This is a genomic window from Pseudomonas sp. 1912-s (assembly GCF_029269205.1).
Classification (GTDB): domain Bacteria; phylum Pseudomonadota; class Gammaproteobacteria; order Pseudomonadales; family Pseudomonadaceae; genus Aquipseudomonas.
On sequence record NZ_JARIXR010000010.1, the window covers coordinates 108378 to 128074 of the forward strand.

The following is a 19697-nucleotide window of genomic DNA, read 5'->3' on the forward strand; positions in this document are numbered from 1 at the left end:
GGACGTCTCGATTGATTACATAGCATCACTAATGAAGTACTCCGCCCCGCCTTTATCCACCTCAAGCAACCTCATAAATTGGCCTCACTGCCTGCCCATCATGCCGATGGGCACGTCACTGGAGCCTTGTCATGCCATTTGTCAGCGTACGTATCACCCGCGACGGCGTTACCTCGGAGCAGAAAGCCCAGGTCATTGCCGAAATCACCGAAACCCTCGAGCGCGTCCTCAACAAACGCCCCGACCTGACCCACATCGTCATCGAGGAAGTCGACACCGATAACTGGGGCTATGCCGGGATCACCACCACCCAGTACCGCAAACAGCTCGCGGAAAACCCGTCATGAGCGCGCCCGTCACCATCGACTTCATCTCCGACGTGGTGTGCCCGTGGTGCGCCCTGGGCGCCACCGCCCTGGAGCAAGCCATCGACAACCTGGCGGGCGAAGTGACGGTAGAGCTGACCTTCAAACCCTTCGAACTCAACCCCGACATGCCGGCCGAAGGCGAAAACGCCATCGCCCACATGATGCGCAAATACGGGCGCAGCGCCGAGGAAGTCGCCAGCGGTAAAAAGATGCTGATGGAGCGCGGCGAGGCCATCGGCTTCACCTTCGACCTGGAAAAACGCAGCCACTTCTACAACACCTTCGACGCACATCGGTTGCTGTTTTGGGCGTTGCAGCAAGGTCGCCAGATCGAGCTGAAAAAGTCGCTGTTGCGTGGGTATTTCAGCGATGGCCAGAACGTCAGCGACCACGAAACCCTGGCGCGTTTAGCCGCCGAGGCCGGGCTGGACATTGAAGGCGCACGCAAGGTGCTGGGCTCTACCGCCTACGCCAACGAAGTGCGCGAGCTTGAAGTGTTCTACCGCGAGCACGGCATCAACTCCGTGCCGGCCATGGTCCTCAACGGCCGCCAGCTGGTCTCCGGGTCGCAATCAGTCAGTTATTACGAACAGATGCTGCGGGAAATGTCCGCCGCGGCTGCTTGAACCATCCCATTTTTCATATAGAGGTTTCATCATGAGCAATTCGAAAAAAGTCGTTGTGATCACCGGCGCATCCCAAGGCCTCGGTGCTGCTGCAGTGAAGGCTTACCGCGAGCTGGATTACCGTGTGGTTGCCACCTCCCGGTCGATCAAACCGTCGACCGATCCAGACATCCTGACCGTAGCGGGCGACATCGCCGACCCGGCCACCGCCGAGCGCGTCATCCGCGAAGGCGTGGCGCGGTTTGGCCGCATCGACAGCCTGATCAACAACGCCGGGATCTTCGTCGCCAAACCGTTCACCAGCTACACCCACGAAGACTACGTAAACGTGTTGGCCGTGAACCTGAACGGGTTCTTCTACATCACCCAACTGGCGATTACCGAAATGCTCAAACAGGGCGCCGGGCACATCGTCAACATCACCACCAGCCTGGTGGACCACGCGATCGACGGCGTGCCGTCGGTGCTGGCGTCGCTGACCAAAGGCGGGCTGAACTCAGCGACCAAGTCGCTGGCGATTGAATACGCCAAGCGCGGGATCCGGGTGAACGCGGTGAGCCCAGGGATTATCAAGACCCCGATGCATGGCGAAGAGACGCATGCGGCGTTGGGTAGCCTGCACCCGGTGGGGCACATGGGTGAAGCGCGGGATATTGCGCAGGCGATTGTGTACCTGGAGTCGGCTGGGTTTGTGACCGGGGAAATTCTGCATGTGGATGGTGGGCAGAGTGCTGGGCACTAAGCGATACGGCTGAATAAAAAACGCCCCGGACCGTGATGGCCCGGGGCGTTTTTGTGGGTGACGGCTTCAAGCCAGGCACTCTAAAACAAACAACAAAGATCAAATGTGGGAGCCGGGCTTGCCCGCGATGGCGATGGCCCAGCCAACACATCCACAACCTGACACACCTACAGATTATTGCCCGGCGACTCCAACACCTTCACCACATCATCAATCACCGCCTTGCTCATTTCTTGCAGATAGTGCGAAGCCCAGGCGTAGCGGTCCGTATCCCGAATCATCGCCGCGTCCTCTGCCAGCAGCTTGGCGACATGCAGCAAATTGGAGACGTGAGACAGCGCTTCAGGCAGGGAAACCCCGCTGTTGACGCGGAACAAAGGCTGGTCGGAATGAAATGAAAAAGGGGTAACGCCGAGGGTAGTGAGGCCAGACGGATTTGGAGCGCTCATCGGTAAAACTCCCATATCAAGTGAGAGCTACCACGTTCGTTCTCAGGCGAATGGGTGGCAGCTGTGCGCAGGCTGAGAACCGGAGATACAGGAACCCGGCAGACCCGAAGGTCTCCCACGCACAGCCGCCATTGCACGAAACTACGGGCATAAAAAAACGCCTGCAAATCGTGATTGGTGGCGCTGTTGCGCCTGCATCATGTCGGGTTCTCAGGCCCGGTCGCTGAATTGGCAGCGACGAGGGAGGGTAGCGTGGTGGTGGGGTGGGTGCAACTGGGGAAATAGTTGTTTCGTTGCTGCTGCAGCGTTCGGTTCTGGGTACGGGAATGTGAGTCTTTCGCGTTTTCTCAGAACGCCGAGCTTGAAGGGCAGTTTTGCCATTCCTGCAGCCAGTTCAGGACGCAAAATCATGCCGCTCGTGCAGTTATGCCGTTTTACGGATACGTCATAATTATTGGCCACCCATAATTTGGAATAAAAGTCGGAAGGTGAATTTTCGGTATGGGAAATGGACCTTTTCAAGGTTTAGAGGAAGACACCAGAAAGCCGAAGATTTGGAACGTTAGCTACATCCACCTGCGCGCGCCCTTGGTCGAGATCGGCCAGCACACCGGCTTGCGCTTCCGCGTCCCGGAACAGCCGTATGCCAGCGTTAAGGCGCCGTTTTTCTACAGTCTGGCCGCTGGCTATCAAGCCATGGACAGCCTGGCCCGGGTTTTCAAAATTCCCCACTTCATCTGGCAGCAGCAGGGTGACGGGGAAGTGTTCGTGGGCAGTTGGGCTGACAGCTTCTTTGGCGTTCGCTCGCCGCTGCAGCTGCCGGTGGAGCTGTTCGACGACTACCAGGGCAACCAAAGCGCAATGATTGCAGCCCTTCCCGGGTTGCGACCAGGTGCAACGATCAATCACGGCGAGCGCATCACCAGTGTGGCGCTCATCGACAACCAGATGGTCATCCGATGGACGACGCAATCCGCCGCAGCGTAGAACGACAATTCCCTGAACTCACCGGCGGTTACCACCTGCCACGCTTTGCCCGGGTTGTCGCCGTGGCCGATGCGCCCGCCGGCGCCGGGATTCTAAGCTATTGAAATGTAAGGGATAGAGATAGATAAAAAATCTCACTTACACTTCTTACGCACTTTTGATGGGTGCACCGGAAAAAAATATTCCCGTGTATAGGATACGTGACACCCATGCGTTGTTTATCCCCGTGACGCCCAGAATTAGAGGGTGGCGATGATCCGTTTATAGGCGCTTTGTTAAGTAAAGCGGGCGCGTCCGTGGGGTTCGTCTTTGGTAACGCGGTCAAGGGCCCTTTGGATAAACTGCTTAACCCGGTGTCGAAGCAGTATGAGTGGGTACCGACGGGGATGTGGACGATTACCAAGCCCGCCCCGCAAAGTCCCGTTCCCTCCATATTCGGTAATTTGGGCGATTCTGAATCGTCAGGGGCGTTCAACGGTGGCGCTGATTTCTACTTGAAGAAAAGAGACGGCAATGAGAAAAAATGAACCCTGGTGGGTCGCTGTTTATCTTCCTTGTGCCTGTGCGTTGGCCCTTGTGCTTATGTGTGCGTTCTTTCACATTGCCGGGTATTGGTTAAGTGGTGGAGATGACATTGTCGCGCTGTTAAAAGCATTTCTGCCGTTCTATCTGCAAATGGCAGGGGCAGGCTTTGTCATGGGTCTTGTTCTGTGGTTTTTTAATGTTCGTTGATTCCTTGATCCAGGGGGCTGAGGGTGCCCCGGCCCCCTGAACCGGCCTTATTGAGCTGATCTGTCATGTCCCAGAGACTGTTGCTCCCTGACCCTTTAATAACCATGAGCGATCGAGCTATGCCGACTACTTGCTGAAAGGTGAGCCGTATTCCCCGCAGATGCTCTGGGTTCTGAACTGAGCGGTAGTTGAAGTCACGGATGACCCCTCTATCAGGAGGTGAGCTTTCAGTACGGCGGACTGTTCATCCAGCTTATGCGAGAAATGCTTATCGAAAAGGTCGCCATGCGTTTGCATCAGGCGAGCTATTTCAGGGGGTTCGGTGGGAGTCGTTGACATAGAAGCTGCCCTCAAATTGGAGCTGAGCGCCCACGGAGGTCGCCTAGATAAGCGGCTTGTTACGTGTCTTGTTACGTTTCGCACAAAAAACAAAGGCCTGCATCGCTGCAAGCCTTTGTTTTTAAATGGTGCGGCACCAGGAGTCGAACCCGGGAACTACTGATTACAAGCCGTTTGCTCTGAGGCTTCGCCCCGCTTCATCAAGTATCACCTGTTTTGCTTGGTCCAGGTTTTACTTGGTCTGTAGTCAATTCGGTGTCTTTCTATGTTTCACCTGTTAGCGTACCTTTGCATGAGAAACGGGGAACGGATGGGGAAAACGGGGAAAGAATGGCTAAGCGTACGCGAATGACCGAGATGGAAGCCTATGCGGTAAAGACTCGTCAGTCGGAGCCGGTCGGCTCTCGCGGAAAGGGGACTTTGCTGCTCGAACGTAAAGCTTCCGGAGCTATTCAGGCCTACTATCGGGAACGCACATCTGACAGCGACAAGCGGCTGCCTCTCGGGACGCTTGCGAAGAAGCCGCGTGTGGGTACAGACGAGCAGAGCTTGGATGGTATCCGGGGTGAGGCTTTGCGAATTTCAGTTGAGGCGGCTGCCGCTGGCGGTATTGCCAAGTACTTGGAGCACATCTCGGTGCAACAAGTAGCGGCCGCGGCTAGTCGTGCAGCCACAGCCGCATTGGAAGAAGCGGAACGGCTAGAACGTTTCCGCCTCGCCGAAATTGAAGCGGCCCGCGGAAGCTTTCACGATTTGTTCCTGGATTACATTGAGTCGCGCCGCGTGAAGGCGACACCTGGCGTCGTGAAGGAGTTGGAACGGCTGCTCAAGACGAACATGCAAGAGCCCCACCCTGAGGTAATGCGGATGAAGGCCCGAGATATTAGGGCTGACCACATCCTCACCATTCTCAACCCGATCTGGGAGCGCGGCTCCAAAGTGCAGGCGGATCGTATGCGTTCGTTTCTGGTGGCGGCATTCAACCATGGGCTCACGGCTGAGAGTGTGGTTGGTCGCTCCAATGCGAAGACCTATAGCCTTGAGATCAACCCTGCAGCAATGGTGAAGGTCGATAAAGTCTCGGCCCCTGTCGAACGAGCCCTGTCTGATGCTGAGCTTAAGCAATTCTGGGAGACGGTTCAGAGTACAGACGGAATTGGTCCGGTAATGGCGCTGCTATTCAAGTTTGTCATATCAACTGGCGGTCAGCGGATCAAGAACCTGATCGAAACCACTTGGGGGGACTACGATCTAGACGCGGGCACGGTGCTATTAATTCACCGCAAGGGGCGAGGTGGTCAGACCATGAGCCGGCCGCATTTGGTACCGCTCTCCGATCGAGCCATTGCCATAATGCGGCAAGTGCGGGAAATCAATGGTAATCATCCATGGCCCTGGACTACACACGGTAAACAGCCCTTTGTGATCAGTAGTCCGACCCATGCCGTTGCAGATTGGCTGGATTCCAAGCACGCGTTAATCGCTGGTGCGAAGATCCCGACGTTCTCCCCGAGAGACCTGCGCCGGACCTGCACACAGCTGATGCAGAAGCACGGTGTTGATGATCGTTTGTCAGATCTCCTTCAGGCTCATGGCCAGACAGGTGTCGTTTCTCGGCACTACCGAAACAATCCCGAAGCGGCGCTGCCAGAGAAACGTAAAGCTATCGAGCTCTTTGACCGAGCTTTGGCTAAGGCTTTGGGGGAGGTCACTGATACGGGCAACGTGCTTTCCATCTCGCGCCGGAAAAAGAAAAACCCCGATGCAATGTCGTGAATGTCGTGCAGCTGACCCGAATCTGAAAAAGAAAATCCCCGCCCCCATGTCCCAATCTTGTCGCACGCAGGGCACCACCGCAGTCCGCTGCTGAATCCCCGTAGTACGCGGCCTACAGCACTTTTCAGTTCCGCAAACTCTGCTTAAAACACGCTGAAACTGCGAATAAGCGGGAATAACAGCGAATAAGCGGGAATAAACTACGTTTAGTAATACGGTACGTTGTTAGTTTGGAATTTTGAGCTGGCGAGATATGTCGCGACACGATTTCTTAATTCACGTTTTGTGTCGCGACACGGCGATTACGAAGCACGGGTGCGATTTCCGCGCCACGTTTTACTTAGTTTGTGTTTCGTGGCGCGCACGACAAAACACTGGTGCAATCATCGTCAAAATATCACCGTCAAATCTATGCATGATCATTGCTGGAACCTATTGAGGCCCTCATACGCCCCCCCTGAGACCCCCATGCTTAGGGCGTTTCGAGCGGTCAGACAAACGGTAGGGGGATATTTTTTGCGCTTTCCCCAATACATAGTCGAACGTAAACGGACGTGTTGGTACGTGTTGGTACATGTTGGGCAGTAGTTGGGAGAATGTTCCATGTGGAACAGTGCAAGTAATCCACACATAGTCGGCAAAAAACTGTTTGGTGTTTTTTTGGTGCCCCGTTACCATGCGACCACGTCTAGAGCTTTCTACCAACAAATGAAACACCATCGAACATTGTTGGTTAGAGTTTGCTGTTAGAATCGCTGACAGTTGGAATTGCAGACAAAAGAAAGCCCCTGGTCTTCGACCTCCAGGGGCTGCTCGGAAAAGGACGCTCTAACGTCCTCTGCATACCGGCTAGGCCAGCACGCAACGCCGAGGGAGAAGCATTTTGACGGGCTTCGATGAATTTACCGTAAAAGGTAAACTCGGGCGGACTGTAGTACCGGAGGGAATAATGCGCTACTGGTTTTTTATGCAGTGGTGCTCTTTCCGATGACTTGCCACCTTTTGACCTGTTCACAGGTACGGGTGGTCTACAGGACGATCCTCTCGGTTTTTCAATTCGGTTTATTGAGAAATCACCAATGACATCAAATGTCGCCCGCATCACTGATGTACCCAACCTGCCGATCCCTGGCACTCGCGCAACCGCAGCTCAGCTCTGTGCCCGCTATCAGGTCAGCCGTTCCACTTGGTGGCGCTGGTCTAAAACTCCAGGCTTCCCTGAACCGATCCGTTTTGGTCGTTCAGTCCGCTGGGAGCCTGAGTCTGTGGAATCCTTCCTGCTCAGTCAGGAGGCTTAACCCATGATGACCAATCAACTCTGCGCTGACGCGGGGACAGGATCGCTTTGTCTTGAAAAAGCGGCTTTACCCCTTCCTGTACCCTTAAACGCTTTGGTGCTTAATCGTCGTTTAGTTTGCCGCCATCAATTCGTCCATCCCGAAGCTGACTCTGATAGTGGGGTGGCCTGACATGGAAAAGATCCTGCATTCCGAGAAGAGTTGCTCGGCGCAAAGCATTAGCGACACCAGTGGTAGTGCCCAGCGCATGCGCCTTTTGGCTTACCTGCATCTGCATGGTTCGATCAACACCTTCCAAGCCATCATGTTTCTGAACATCCTGCGCCCTGGTGCGCGAATATCTGAGCTGCGTGCGCAGGGGCACGGCATCGTTACCCACCTGGGTACGCTGAAGGATGATCAAGGCCGCGATCACCAGAAGGTTGCGACCTACTACCTGAGTACTGGCCCAGTGCAGAAGGTGGCCTCATGACGATCAAGATCATTGAGCCGATGGGTGAGGGTGATCCGGGAAATCCTCACATTGCCGTGACTGATTACCAGGGCGAACCTCGCGTGGATAGCCGCCAGCTCGCGAAGCAGCTGGGAACCAAGCACAAAAACCCAATGGCGCTGATCGAGCGCTACCTGGCGAAGTTTGAAGAGTTCGGGGTTGTTCCGTTTCAAACGGAGAAACCCTTGGCCGGAACTGCTGGTGGTAGGCCAGAGCGCTTCGCCTTGCTCAATGAGGATCAAGCGTTCTTCCTGCTGTCGCTGTCCCGCAATACCGATCGCGTTGTGGAGCTGAAAGCGAGCCTCATCATGGCGTTCCGCGAGGCTCGTTATGGGCACGCCTCCCAGACGCTGGAGGCCCGCAAAATGGAAGCCAGCACCAGTGGTCGGCGCCTGGCTCACTGGCGCTACGACAAGCCTGGCGTGTACGCGCACGTCGCCCATCTGAGGGAACAACTGAAGCTGCCACTCGATTCTGAGGACTTCCGCCCATGACAGCTATGCTCATGATCAGCGATAAACGGTCGATAACTTTTGTTGCAAGCAATCGAGCTCGTCGGTATGGTTTGCCCGTCGCTGCAAATTCAGCGATCGGGCTTGGTAACCCGCTGAACGTTAGGCGCAACAGCGCCCCCATTACGATTGCAGGCGCTTTTTTTGTGCCCGCAGTTACGTGTTATGGCGGCTGTGCGTGGGAGGCATTCGTGCCTGCCGGGTTCCTAACGTCCCGGTTTACCAACCTGCGCACAGCTGCCACCCATTCGCTTGGTAACGAACGTGGCAGCTCCCTCTTTACGTTAGGAGCTCCACGTATGCCCGCCCTAAATCCGTCTGCGATTCGCGCATTTGCTCACCGCCGCATGGCCCTGAGCGCCCTCCGCGCAAACTCATTACTCTCCGTTCGCCTCGCCCGTTACAACTCCCACATGGCCATCGCTCGTACCCTGGAGTCTGCCGAGGGTGCGCAATGAATACTCCCGCCCGCACCATCCAAGAAATCGCCCACGACACGCTTGAGGATCTCGAAAGCGCCCAGATCGCCCTGCGCAAGGTTGAGGCCGTTCTCTATGCCGCATTGGCAGACAAGGGCACGAGTCAGCACGTCCGCAATCTGGTAGATGTCGCGTGGAACCTAGCCGCTGACGGTGCCAACACCGCCGACTGCAACCGCGAGGCAATTTCCGCCGCTCTGTCCGGGTGCGCTGGCCTGGGCGCCGGGGGTGACCTATGAGCCGCTCCTACAAGGAAATAGCCGAGACCGGCGTCCAGGATCTATACGAAACGCACAGTGCATTCGACAGCGTGCGCGCAATCTTCACGCTGATGCTCGATAGCTTCCCCGAAGACAGTACGGCACACGCGTTCGCGCAGTTGGGCACCCTCGAGATAAACGACTGGACAGCCAAGGTTTACCAGTGGTGTGAGTGCATGGAAAACGAGCTGGATGATGCGAACGCCGAGGCGCAGAAGGCAGCGCCATTGCTGCACTACCTGCTGGACCAGCGCAGTAACGAGGTGGCCGAGGCGATTTCTGCCGAGCGCACACACGCTACCCGGTGGTGGACGCACTTGAACGAGATGCGGCGCCGCGAGGAACTGCCTGACTGGGTGGCGGCGGGCGTCGGCACGCATGATGAACACGATCTGATGCTGGAAAGCCGGAAGGCCGTCAATCAAGCCCTATTCGGATCGGACGACCTGGGCGGCGCTCAGCAATACCGCGAGGTCGCCCTATGAGCCAGCACATGCGTTCACATTCGATCCTTTTTATCAGCCCCACATTTTGTCCAAAGCCACCGCGTACTCACGCGAAGCGCCGACGCCCTGACCTAAGAGGTTAAGCATGAAAATTCAAAACGGCGCATCAGCGTCGATGGGATCGGCTTGCCAAAAAAAAGCCGTCGAGCTTTGGTTCGTAACCCACCCGAAGGTGCCAAAGGCGCTGCTGGGACCGTTCTTGACCGAGGCCGACGCCGAGTGCGGGCGCGTTGTTATGCGCAGTGCTGGCGCTCAGGTGACGGCCTGTCTGGTTGACTCAATCGACGACACCACCCACTGGCACGGTGTGAACAACGGTCAAGTTTGCCGGGCCTTCGCTGGCGCTGATCGCCGGGAGGTCGGCCATGGGTAACGTGACCCCAATCAAGCGCAAGGGCAGCAGCGTGCCGCCCACTATGGGCGCCCACATCGACAGCGCCAGCTATGTGCTGCTGGTGGAAACCCTGGTCGGCTTACTGGAGCTGCGCATCTCGGAAGGCGACCAAGGCCGCCACTGCGATGAGCTGGAGCGCCTGACTCAGAAACTGGAGAAATTGGCCAAGCGGTTTACCCCGCCGAAGGGGGCCGCATGACGGACGCAACGATCCTATTCCGTGATGCACTCCAGGCCGTCTATGGCCCTCTCGACTGGCTCCCCTTGGCCGACGGCACCATTCACCGGTTTCACGTCCCAGGCGACAAGGCCGGCTCCTCAAATGGCTGGTACACGTTGTTCGCTGACGGTATCGCGTCCGGTGCGTTCGGCAGTTGGAAGGCCGGGGGCGCCAGCACCTGGTGTAGCCGCGAACCGGTGGACGCCCGCGAAGCGGCACAGATCCGCGAGCGGGTTGACCAGGCCCGGCGCCAGCGCGCAGCCGAGCAACACCGGCGCCAGCAGCAGGCCGCCGAGAAGGCTAACCACTGGTGGCGCAACGCGCGCCGCGCCTCACCCGACCACCCGTATCTGGTAGCCAAGGCAGTTCGCTCCTACGGCCTGCGCCAGCGCGGCACTGACCTGCTGATCCCGCTGTACCTGGATGGGTGCTTGATCAACCTGCAACGAATTGCTCCGGACGGCGACAAGCGCTTCCTGTTCGGCGGCCGGATCAAGGGCACCTATTCGCCGTTGGGCATCATCGAGCCAGGTTCTGTGCTTTGCATCTGTGAAGGGTGGGCGACGGCCGCCAGCCTCCACCAGCACGGCGGCTATGTCGTTGCCGCTGCCATGAACGCGGGCAACTTGATCCCGGCGGCGATGTCCCTTCGCGCTCGCTACCCGGGCCAGCCAATCGTCATCGCCGGTGACGACGACCGGCTCACCAATGGCAACCCGGGGCGCGCAGCGGCAAACGCAGCGGCGGCGGCCGTGGGTGGCCAAGTGGCTTTCCCTGAGTGGCCGGAAGGCGCCCCCGATGACCTCACCGACTTCAACGACCTCGCCAACTGGAAACTCGCCCATGTCCAAGCCTGACACCAACGTGATCAACCTTCGGCCGGACGCCGCGACCATTGCGCCAGATCGCCCCTGCTGGGCGGTGTATGAGCATTGGGTGATCAATGAGAAGGGCCGCAAGCTGCGCCCGGGCGTTTACTGGCATAGCTTCAAGCGCGCCGCCGCTGACCTGGACGACGCCGAGGGCGATACCGGCGGCCGGCCTATCACCGATGAGTGGATCTCCAGCCCCGTCACAGTCGTCGCCCGCACCACCAACAGCGACGATGGCAGCGAAGGCCGGTTGCTGCGCCTGGTCACCGAGGGCGGCATCAAGGAATGGATCATCGCCATGGAGGTGTTCGGCGGCAGCGGCGAGGACGCCCGGCGCGCCTTGTTCGGGATGGGCGTCATTATCGCCCTCAAGAAACGCGGCACGTTCATGGAGTACCTGCTCGACCAGCATCCTGCAGAAGTGTTTGCCACCACCAGCCGGCCAGGCTGGCATGAGTCGGGCGCTTTCGTGCTGCCTGGGCGAACCATCGGCAGCACCAATGTGCGGTACCAGGCCAGCAACAAGGCCCAGGTACTTTTCAGCCGGCGCGGCGAGCTGGCGCTGTGGCAGTCGGAGGTGGCCGCCAAGTGCGCGGGCAACCCGGTACTGACGCTGGCGATCGGCTGCTCGCTGGCAGGCCCTTTGCTGAGTTTGGTGGGCGTGCTGGGCGGTGGTGTTCATCTAGTGGGCGACAGCTCAAGCGGCAAGTCACTGGCGCAACTGATCGGCTCGTCGGTATGGGGCGACCCAGGCATATTCGCCGCCAGTTGGGACATGACCAAGGGCGGCCTGGAGATCGAGGCGTCGAGCCGCAATGACACCATCCTGCCCTTGGATGAGATCAAGCGCGCCGACCCCAAGCGCGTACAGGAAATGGCGTACTCCCTCGCCAACGGCCAGGGCAAGGGCACCATGACCCGTGAGCGCGAAGGCCGCGCCAAATTGAGCTGGCGCCTGCTGACACTCTCCAGTGGCGAGCGCTCCCTCTCTGAACACGCGGCCATATCCGGCAATGCCGCCCACGCTGGCGCCGAGTTGCGCATGGTCGACGTGAACGCCGGCACCCGCACACACCGGGCCTTCGACGAGTTACACGGGCTTGAGGGAGCGGACTTCCACCGGCAGCTCACCGTGGCGGTCGGCTCCCACCATGGACACCTCGGACCGGCCTTTGTCGAGAAGCTGCTCGAGAGCGACGACCGGGCCGGCCTGCTGGAAGACTTCGCCGGGGTACGCGCCAGCTTTGTGGAAGACAACGCCCAGGCCGGCCGGGTGGCTGATCGGTTCGCCGTGATCGCGCTTGCCGGCGAGATGGCCATCGCCTACGGCCTGCTGCCATGGGTGCCGGGTACCGCCCTAGCAGACTGCCGTTTGCTGTACGGCGAATGGCTCAGCCGGGTTGGCAGCGGCAACGCCGAGGATCGGCAGATCCTGGCGGGCATCCTGGACTTTATCGACCGCCACGGTAGCAGCCGCTTTTCAGATGTCGACGATCAAACTCCTGACACCAAGGTGTTCAACAGGGCCGGTTACTGGGAGCTGGTGGGCACCAACCGTCTGTACCTATTCAACAAGCCGGCGCTCATCGAGGCGGCTCACGGCTATGGCCTGTCTCGCATCATCAAAGCCTTGGAGGGCGCTAACGTCCTCGCGCGCCGCGACAACGAACGTAAAACCAAAAACTACCGACTCCCTGGTGGTGGCCAGGCGCGTCTCTACGTGATCGACCCAGACGTCATCGATCGTGAAGGCGGTGGCGTATGAACGTCATTCAAAGACCAGTAATCCAGATTGCCCAAGTTCACAGGAACCTAGAATCACTGGCAACAGTGGCAACACCGGCAACGGCCTTGTGTGACGTGGCTTACAACCGTTGCCACCCTATAAAAAAAGTGGCAACAACTGGCAACGCACACCTCATTTTCAACATAAGAGACCCGTACTTTCCCTTCATTTGGTTATCACTGTTGCCGATAAGAAATCGCTGGCAACAGTTTGGCAGCACCACCAACGCCTGGAGGCCACGGTTTACGGGGCTGTTGCCATTGTTGCCGCTGTTGCCGGTGTTTTTAGAATCACAGGAACAATGGATCACCGGCGATCAGGCCGAGGTGACGCCATGAGTCTCCTTTCCGGTCTGCTCGATCACATGCCGCCAGCCATTGCCGGTACCGACTCCACAAATTTGCGGAGACGGCCTGAACCTCGCCCTCTCCTGGTTCTGACCAGCCCCGTCGAGCGCGCACATCAGTTCAACACCAGCCCGCACGCAAGCGCTGCCACCGCCACACCTGAGTGGCGACAGGCCCGTGACCAATACCTCAACCACATCATGGTTTGTCGGTGCTGCTACGCGCCCACCGGCCGCCATTGCACGGCTGGCGCCCACCTGCGCGCCAGCTACGACACCACGCCTATGGAGGCGCATCAATGACCCCCAGCCTTATCACCCGCTTGTGCAACATCGGCATGAAGCCCGGCATCAGCCCCGCCACTCAGCTCATCACCACCCGGCGAATCTGTCGCGCCATTGCTGACCAGCTTGACGCTATCCGCTCTGAGCGGCGAGCCCTTCGCCGGCAGGCGGAAAAGCTGAAAGCGTTTCTCCCATTCACCCGGCAGTCCATTGCAGAACTGGTGGAACGGGCCAGCGAACACCAAAAGGCCACCCGAAGCAGAGCGTGGGGAGCGCTTGCCGGGTTTGGCCAATCACTGATGTTCGACCGCGAGGGGCTCGCGCAGGCGCTGGGCTTCGACCTGATGTGCGACCTGCTGGGCGTCAACCCAGTACATCGTCAACAAGCCAGCGCAGACGGCGACACCAGCCTTCGCGGAGTGGCGTACCTATCCCAACTGGAGGACAGCGCCGGCCATAAGAGAGGGGATTGGGGCACCGGTGGCCCGCTGTATCGCGCTTGCCATGCCGCCATGATCCGGTTCATCAGGGAATGCCCAGAAGACCAGTTGCCTGACCCGTTTGCTCCTGGTGCGCCGTTCGGCCCGAAGCTGCTGCCCTCCCTGAGCATCGTCGGCAAATGACCATTTTCCGCGCCACGTTTTGCGCATCGCGAAAACGTGGCGCGATACCGAGCAACACCACCGGGGCGCCAGCCCGTGACCAGCGCCTGCGGCGCGCAGAGGAAAACATGACAGACCAAGACAGCAACACAACGAGCCAGGCGCCCACGCACCGGGAGCGCTTCGCCGAGGCATGCAAGGTGACTGACTTTGCCAGTGACCCAAAGATGATTGGCGGGTACGTCGTTTGGGGCGTCAATCACATCGTCAAAGGTGGGCGCGACGGAATCGACGGTCCGTATTACACCCAGCAAGAGGCCGGCATTGCCGCTGACTTGCTGAAAGCCATAAACCCATTTGCCAAGGAATACGCATCTACCCACTGCTCAGCATGGAACCCTGACCCGCGCCGCGAAAAGGCTATCCGTGATGACGCCATGGCATCCCGAATGCTGCTGGCAATGCAGATAGGAGTTGAAGTACCGACCCACACCGCCAATGGCAAGTAGGAGACAAAAATCATGGCCGCTTTAGCAATCGAATACACCCCGCGCACAACTGTCATCCTTGGAGGTTCGCTCGCGAAAAAATACGGACGCAAACACACTTTTCTGCTTTCCGATCACGGAGACGTGCGCGAAGCGGTGAGAGCGATAGACGTGAATCACCAGGGGTTCGCTCAGGACCTAGCCATTGCCAAGGCCAAGGGCCTTGAGTTCGCAGTATTCCGAAATGGAAAGAATGTTGGCGAGGCCGAGCTCGGTCTGGGCGGATGTCGCGAGATCAAGATTATCCCGGTGATTTGCGGGAGCAAGCGCGCCGGATCTTTACAAACTGTAGTTGGAGTCGTGCTCGTCATTGTCGGCGCAGTGGTAACCGCACTCGGTGGCGGAGCTGTAGGGGTTCCAATGATGAAAATGGGGGCTGTGGTGGCCATTGGCGGTGTGATTCAAATGCTCAGTCCCCAGGCCGGCGGCCTCAAGACCAGCGCCGCGCCAGAGAACACCCCCGGCTACGCATTCGGCAGCGCCAAGAACACCACTGCCTCCGGCAACCCGGTACCGCTTTGCATTGGTCACCGGCGCTGGGGCGGCGCGATCATCAGTGCCGCCATCTATGCCGAAGACCAGATGTAATGACCTGATGGAACCAACGGGGCTGCCGCCAGCAGGCGGTCCCCAACTCAGACAGGGATGATACATTCCTCGTTTTACGGAGAAGATTTCTATGCAAAGGATAATTGCCCTGTGCTTGTTAAGCGCGTTGCTGGTGGGCTGCTCGACATCAGCAGTGCCTACCGATAGAGCAAAACAGGTGGGCGCGGACAAGACGTACTCATATCAGGCCACGCCCGCTACTCCATATGGCACGCTTACAGTGGTGCGCGACTCCGGGTTTATCAGTTCAGGTTGCGACATGGGCATCTATGTCGACGGCAAGTTAGCGGCCAGGCTGGCAACAAAGGAAAGGGCTATATTCAAAATCCCGGCCGGTGAGATCGTCCTGGGAGCAGGCGTGATCGGCAGCGGCCTTTGCGGTACAGCTGCAGATCGGCGGGAGAGAGAAGTATCCTTGAGCCCCGGACAGACCAAAAATTACCGGGTATTCACCAGCAGTGAAGCCGATATCGATATTTTGCCAAATACCCTTTGATGTCTTCGGCGAGGTATCGAGGCAGACCATCTTACCAATCTCGCTAAGTGACTTGCCGGGGCGCCACTCCCTAAAACGGTAAAAGTGACCATCCGTGTATGGCTACCATACCTTCGGGAATTCGTTTGATCGCAAGACTTTGTTTCAGCTGAGCTCAACAAACACAGGAAGTGCAAATGCAATGGATCAATGAAAAGGATCTAGCTACTTGGGCAAACCGCACCGATGCCCGTGCATTGCTGATCGACATGGTCGCCGATCTTATAAGAGCGACCATTCCTGACGGCAATCGCTTTCGGTTTCGGTTTCCCGGTGGCGACGCCGGACAAATCCGCGGCTGGGATGGTGACCTGGAAACAACGGCAGCAGTTGGATTTGTGCCCGCCAATAAATCCAAGTGGGAGTTTGGAGCGGGTGCTGGCGAAAAAAAAGCGTCACGTGACTACAAAAAACGTACGGGGAAGACCCCTCCAGATGTCATGGCCGAAAACGCACTTGTTTTGGTCAATCTCGAAGCTTGGGATACCCCTCGTGAGATGCTGACAAAGTGGGAAGACGAGCGTACCGCTGAAGGGAAGTGGCGTGAGGTTAAATATATCGACGCAGTGACCTTGGTTCACTGGCTCGATAGCAACCCTGCTGTAGCGGCGAAATATGCAAGAGACGTGATCGGGAATGCGCCAAAGGAAGGCGCGCTCAGCACAGACGAGTATTGGGAAGAGTTCAGCAGCCAGTTCTCCCCCAAACTTAGCGAAAAGGTCGTCATCAGCGACCGACAGAAAGCCGCAGATGATCTTATCGCCCGTTTACTGGGCCCAGCGGGCCCCATCTTGATCGGTGCGGAAACGACAGAGGAGGTAGTTGCATTTGCAGTAGCTGCTATTCGTAGCGCCGAGGCTGAAACCCGTGCTTTGCTGGAATCGCGAACTCTGATCGTGCGTACTGAGCCTGCCGCCCGCGAATTAAGTAGAAGATCCGGCCTGACGTTTATTATCGGAGCAAAGAGCGCCGAGCCACTAGCCGGTGCACTGAGCATAAACTGCCCGACGCTTTCTGCAGCAACTGGCGCAGCGGCCCGAAGATACGAACAGCTCCATCGGCCATCCGCCAGTAGCATGGCCGAGGGTTTTGTATCAATGGGGCTAGATCGCGACGCAGGATATGAGCTTGCACAGCGGTGCGGCCGTAGTTTGACAATACTGAAAAGACTTATTTCTAACGGTGCTCCTGCGCATCCCGAGTGGATGCATAATGCACAGGCACTCAAACCTGCATTTCTTGCAGGAGGTTGGTCCGCAAACGTACAAATGGATTGCGCCCTGCTTAAAGAGTTGGGGGGTTATCAGTCCTACACCGACTTGGACAGCGTGCTAATGCCAACGCTTGCCCTTTCCGACCGTCCCATCGATAAGGTCGCTGAGATTTGGCAAGTCCGCGCTCCGGTTGACGCCTTCTACTTCTATGGTGAGCAAATCACCGACGCTGATCTCAATCGTCTTCATGACGCAATCGTGAAAGTTTTTGGTCATGTAGCAACCCCGCCTTCTCGGAACGAAAAGTTCACGCATGCTTATACCGCGCCGGCCGACTACAGCAATTGGTTGCGGGATGGATTGGCTCTCACACTGATAATTATTGCCGCTATGCACGGTATGGCTGGACTACACGTCAACGGTAAAACACCCCAGCAGTACGTAGACGACGTCGTAGCAGCTTTGCCGGATTGGGGGAAAACCCATAAGTCTATAATTCGACTGGGGGACCAAGCGGCGTTGTTTGCGGAGGCTGCCCCCAACCCTTTTTTGGAGGCCCTCGAGTCTATCCTCGAGGGCTCTCCTGATGAGCTTTTACATATTTTCGAGAGGGAGGAAAGCAACCATTTTGGACCATCTAGCTCACACACTCGGCTCTTGTGGGCCCTCGAAACTATTGCTTGGGAGCCTAGGTACTTGCACCGTGCAGCAATTGTTCTGGCAAAACTTGCGGAGCTTGACCCTGATCCCGACTCTAACTTTGTCAACCGCCCAATAAACAGCCTGCGAGCAATACTGCTCGGCTGGTCCCCTAGCACCTATGCGCTGCAGGCTCAACGGATCTCTTGCGTAGACGCAATATTAAACAAGTGCCCAGCGGTTGGCTGGCAATTGCTGGTGAAGTTACTGCCCAGAAGTCACGATACTACTTCATCGACGCAGCACCCAAAAATTCGGGACCTTGCGCCGAAGATTCCAGAAGAGATTACTTTCGGTCTGGTATGGGATTTTGAATCTGCCATTGTCACCCGTGCCGTAGCAGCAGCCGGGTTTAACGATGAACGAATTAGCGTGCTAATCAGATCCCTCGGGAGCCTCCAGGCGACCTCTTGCGAGTCAGTACTTTCGCACGTTGACAAATACTTAGAGAAATTTCAAACCCCTGAGGGTAACGAGGTTTGGCACACGCTGAAGGAGGAAGCCTCCCGTCATGACTACTTTTCCGCCTCCGAATGGGCAATGAAGCCTGAAGAGTTGAAGTCGATTGTTGAAATTGTTGACCGGCATAGCCCTTCCGATCCGCTGGTAATGGACAGGCAAGCATTCGACGACTGGCTGCCTAACATCGGAAAGTACCGCCCCGACCAGAGTGGGATTAACGACCCAGATGAAATTCGCAAAACTGTATTGGATCGTGTCCTTCAACGGGACGGTATCTCAGGCGTATCACGCTTGGTCGGGATGGTTAAAATCCCCAGTTTGGTCGGCCCAGCACTTCGAAACACATCAGTGTCAATGGACCAGATGTTCGAGCTTCTTGAAAGAGCACTCGAGAACGGTACGCAACAAGAGTTCGCCTTCTACGTCTCAGCAGTCGGAGCGGAAAAATTTGGCAATCAATGGAAAGACGCTTTCGCAGACAGGGTTCTGACTCATGTTCAAAACGCCTCTGAAAAGGCTCGCCTGCTTCTTGGCTGGCCACAGGATGAGAGAACCTGGTCGCTGGTTGATAGTTTAGGTCGACAGGTTCGTGATGAGTACTGGGCGCAGACCAATGTGTTACCTCTTCAGGGAACTTTCGAGCAGTTGAAATTTTCCATCGAAATGTTTCAACAGAATGAACGAGATATCGATGTGCTCGGGTTAATACATCTGCGGCTAAAAGACCTACCTACCGATATGATTCAAGAGCTCCTGGCTCGGGGAGTCGATCAGATCAATCGGGCTGCGAAACGCATGGGTACTATGCTTCCTTATTACATCGCTCAAACGCTTACTGAACTGAGAATCAGGGCAGACGTTACGGAAAGGGAAATCGCAAGCATCGAATACGCATACCTCCCCGTTTTACGCTTCGAAAAGGAACCGTTGAGTATTATTCAATTAATGAGTCGAGATCCTGAGTTATTTGTGGAGGTGTTGTCCCATGTTTTCAGGGGTAAAAACTCCACGCCAACGGAAGATGTCACCGATGAAGCTAGGGCGCGCGCGCGGTCATCACATGATCTACTGATGATGTTCAAAACTATCCCTGGCCTCAACGACACAGAGGTTGACCCTGACACTCTCTCGAACTGGGTCTCAGAAGCTCGCAGCGCTGCCAAGTCAAAGGATTTGACCGAGATCGGTGATAACTACATAGGTAAGCTTCTTGCTAATGCTCCTGTTAATCCACACGATGATCTGTGGCCCCCCTTAGCAGTATGCAGAGTCATCGAGTTCACAGCGTCTGTAGATTTAGAGCGCGGTTTTATTACTCAGTGTTTTAATAAGCGAGGTGTTTACAGCAAAGGCCTCCATGAAGGAGGCGACCAAGAGCGAAACCTTGCAAAGCAATATCAGAAATGGGCGGACGAAGCGCATTTGAATCCAAGGACGTTCTCAACATTAGAAAGCATTGCCGATGGGTGGCGTCGACGCGCAGCAGAAGAGGACACGCGAGCGGAACAAGACAAGATGAAGAGATAAACACCAAAGAGGACGTTGACGGCTGGGCAGT

General features: G+C 57.0%; 22 protein-coding genes and 1 pseudogene. 22 read left to right on the forward strand and 1 reads right to left on the reverse strand.

Annotated elements, in window-relative coordinates:
- The first annotated feature begins 131 nt into the window (after positions 1–131).
- The 3 genes from P3C29_RS15175 to P3C29_RS15185 are packed head-to-tail and all read left to right on the forward strand — an operon-like array spanning position 132 to position 1736.
- A complete protein-coding gene (locus P3C29_RS15175; protein ID WP_003218111.1) occupies positions 132–347 on the forward strand; it encodes a 4-oxalocrotonate tautomerase family protein in 216 nt (71 codons plus the stop codon).
- A complete protein-coding gene (locus tag P3C29_RS15180) occupies positions 344–994 on the forward strand; it encodes a DsbA family oxidoreductase (protein ID WP_275964832.1) in 651 nt (216 codons plus the stop codon). The genes P3C29_RS15175 and P3C29_RS15180 overlap by 4 nt, the downstream gene beginning before the upstream one ends.
- A gap of 31 nt (positions 995–1025) precedes the next feature.
- Positions 1026–1736, forward strand: coding sequence for an SDR family oxidoreductase (locus P3C29_RS15185; protein WP_003218108.1), 711 nt, complete (start codon positions 1026–1028; stop codon positions 1734–1736).
- 167 nt (positions 1737–1903) lie between these two features.
- Here the strand turns inward: P3C29_RS15185 and P3C29_RS15190 are convergent, their stop codons facing one another.
- Positions 1904–2185 (reverse strand): DUF3077 domain-containing protein, encoded by a 282-nt coding sequence (locus P3C29_RS15190; protein ID WP_010169012.1) that lies wholly within the window; start codon positions 2183–2185, stop codon positions 1904–1906.
- 558 nt (positions 2186–2743) lie between these two features.
- Between P3C29_RS15190 and P3C29_RS15195 the strand changes: the two are divergent.
- From P3C29_RS15195 to P3C29_RS15290, 19 genes and pseudogenes are all read left to right on the forward strand, one after another.
- Positions 2744–3172: pseudogene (locus P3C29_RS15195) on the forward strand (hypothetical protein); the annotation flags it as partial.
- The gene (locus P3C29_RS15200) at positions 3145–3276 is read left to right on the forward strand and encodes a hypothetical protein (protein WP_275964893.1); all 132 of its coding nucleotides are present in this window, start codon (positions 3145–3147) and stop codon (positions 3274–3276) included. The pseudogene P3C29_RS15195 and the gene P3C29_RS15200, both read left to right, overlap by 28 nt.
- Before the next feature lie 409 nt (positions 3277–3685).
- A complete protein-coding gene (locus tag P3C29_RS15205; protein WP_122757694.1) occupies positions 3686–3904 on the forward strand; it encodes a hypothetical protein in 219 nt (72 codons plus the stop codon).
- Between the two features lie 687 nt (positions 3905–4591).
- Positions 4592–6019 carry a tyrosine-type recombinase/integrase gene (locus P3C29_RS15210; protein ID WP_275964833.1) on the forward strand — a complete coding sequence of 476 codons (1428 nt, stop codon included), beginning with the start codon at positions 4592–4594 and terminating at the stop codon, positions 6017–6019.
- Positions 6020–7320: 1301 nt separating this feature from the next.
- Positions 7321–7488, forward strand: a complete 168-nt coding sequence (locus P3C29_RS15215) for a hypothetical protein (RefSeq protein ID WP_157695996.1) — start codon at positions 7321–7323, stop codon at positions 7486–7488.
- Position 7489: 1 nt separating this feature from the next.
- A complete protein-coding gene (locus P3C29_RS15220) occupies positions 7490–7789 on the forward strand; it encodes a helix-turn-helix domain-containing protein (RefSeq protein WP_218819888.1) in 300 nt (99 codons plus the stop codon).
- On the forward strand, positions 7786–8304 hold the full coding sequence (locus P3C29_RS15225) for a Rha family transcriptional regulator (RefSeq protein ID WP_275964834.1): 519 nt from the start codon (positions 7786–7788) through the stop codon (positions 8302–8304). Before P3C29_RS15220 ends, P3C29_RS15225 begins: the two co-directional genes overlap by 4 nt.
- Before the next feature lie 472 nt (positions 8305–8776).
- Positions 8777–9040, forward strand: a complete 264-nt coding sequence (locus P3C29_RS15230) for a hypothetical protein (RefSeq protein WP_275964835.1) — start codon at positions 8777–8779, stop codon at positions 9038–9040.
- Positions 9037–9546: a hypothetical protein gene (locus P3C29_RS15235; protein WP_275964836.1), complete on the forward strand. Its 510-nt coding sequence runs from the start codon at positions 9037–9039 to the stop codon at positions 9544–9546. The genes P3C29_RS15230 and P3C29_RS15235 overlap by 4 nt, the downstream gene beginning before the upstream one ends.
- Before the next feature lie 106 nt (positions 9547–9652).
- A complete protein-coding gene (locus P3C29_RS15240) occupies positions 9653–9940 on the forward strand; it encodes a hypothetical protein (protein WP_275964837.1) in 288 nt (95 codons plus the stop codon).
- Positions 9933–10160 (forward strand): hypothetical protein, encoded by a 228-nt coding sequence (locus tag P3C29_RS15245; RefSeq protein ID WP_275964838.1) that lies wholly within the window; start codon positions 9933–9935, stop codon positions 10158–10160. The genes P3C29_RS15240 and P3C29_RS15245 overlap by 8 nt, the downstream gene beginning before the upstream one ends.
- On the forward strand, positions 10157–11038 hold the full coding sequence (locus tag P3C29_RS15250) for a toprim domain-containing protein (RefSeq protein ID WP_275964839.1): 882 nt from the start codon (positions 10157–10159) through the stop codon (positions 11036–11038). The genes P3C29_RS15245 and P3C29_RS15250 overlap by 4 nt, the downstream gene beginning before the upstream one ends.
- Positions 11025–12818: a DUF927 domain-containing protein gene (locus P3C29_RS15255; RefSeq protein ID WP_275964840.1), complete on the forward strand. Its 1794-nt coding sequence runs from the start codon at positions 11025–11027 to the stop codon at positions 12816–12818. The genes P3C29_RS15250 and P3C29_RS15255 overlap by 14 nt, the downstream gene beginning before the upstream one ends.
- Positions 12815–13177 carry a hypothetical protein gene (locus P3C29_RS15260; protein ID WP_275964841.1) on the forward strand — a complete coding sequence of 121 codons (363 nt, stop codon included), beginning with the start codon at positions 12815–12817 and terminating at the stop codon, positions 13175–13177. Before P3C29_RS15255 ends, P3C29_RS15260 begins: the two co-directional genes overlap by 4 nt.
- A 307-nt stretch (positions 13178–13484) precedes the next feature.
- Positions 13485–14093 carry a hypothetical protein gene (locus P3C29_RS15270; RefSeq protein ID WP_275964843.1) on the forward strand — a complete coding sequence of 203 codons (609 nt, stop codon included), beginning with the start codon at positions 13485–13487 and terminating at the stop codon, positions 14091–14093.
- Positions 14094–14200: 107 nt separating this feature from the next.
- The gene (locus P3C29_RS15275) at positions 14201–14581 is read left to right on the forward strand and encodes a hypothetical protein (protein ID WP_275964844.1); all 381 of its coding nucleotides are present in this window, start codon (positions 14201–14203) and stop codon (positions 14579–14581) included.
- A gap of 12 nt (positions 14582–14593) precedes the next feature.
- The gene (locus P3C29_RS15280) at positions 14594–15208 is read left to right on the forward strand and encodes a tail assembly protein (RefSeq protein ID WP_275964845.1); all 615 of its coding nucleotides are present in this window, start codon (positions 14594–14596) and stop codon (positions 15206–15208) included.
- 91 nt (positions 15209–15299) lie between these two features.
- Positions 15300–15725 (forward strand): hypothetical protein, encoded by a 426-nt coding sequence (locus tag P3C29_RS15285; protein ID WP_275964846.1) that lies wholly within the window; start codon positions 15300–15302, stop codon positions 15723–15725.
- A 176-nt stretch (positions 15726–15901) separates the two neighbouring features.
- A complete protein-coding gene (locus P3C29_RS15290; protein ID WP_275964847.1) occupies positions 15902–19666 on the forward strand; it encodes a hypothetical protein in 3765 nt (1254 codons plus the stop codon).
- The last annotated feature ends 31 nt before the right edge of the window (positions 19667–19697 follow it).